Genomic DNA, 284 nt, shown 5'->3' with positions numbered 1-284 from the left:
GTCCCAACTACCATCGGCGCTAGAGAGCTTAACTTCCGTGTTCGGTATGGGAACGGGTGTGACCTCTCTGCCATCATTACCAGACTGTATTCATTTAAGACAAGAATCATTGTAACTCATTTAACTTTTAAAGTCAACAAGTTTTTTATATTCTTTCAAAACTAGATAACATCGCTTCATATTATATGGTTAAGTCCTCGATCTATTAGTATTCGTCAGCTCCACATGTCACCATGCTTCCACCTCGAACCTATCAACCTGATCATCTTTCAGGGATCTTACTA

At 39.4% G+C, this 284-nt stretch carries 2 rRNA genes; both read right to left on the bottom strand.

Annotated elements, in window-relative coordinates:
- Window positions 1-84, bottom strand: a 5S ribosomal RNA gene (rrf, locus tag MR160_RS34300); the annotation flags it as partial.
- Window positions 85-185: 101 nt separating this feature from the next.
- Window positions 186-284, bottom strand: a 23S ribosomal RNA gene (locus MR160_RS34295); the annotation flags it as partial.

The sequence above is a fragment of the Bacillus cereus group sp. BfR-BA-01382 genome, from assembly GCF_022663475.1.
In the GTDB taxonomy this organism is placed as follows: domain Bacteria; phylum Bacillota; class Bacilli; order Bacillales; family Bacillaceae_G; genus Bacillus_A; species Bacillus_A thuringiensis_S.
The sequence above is the reverse complement of the archived record's forward strand: the minus strand, read 5'-3'. Positions and strand labels throughout refer to the sequence as shown.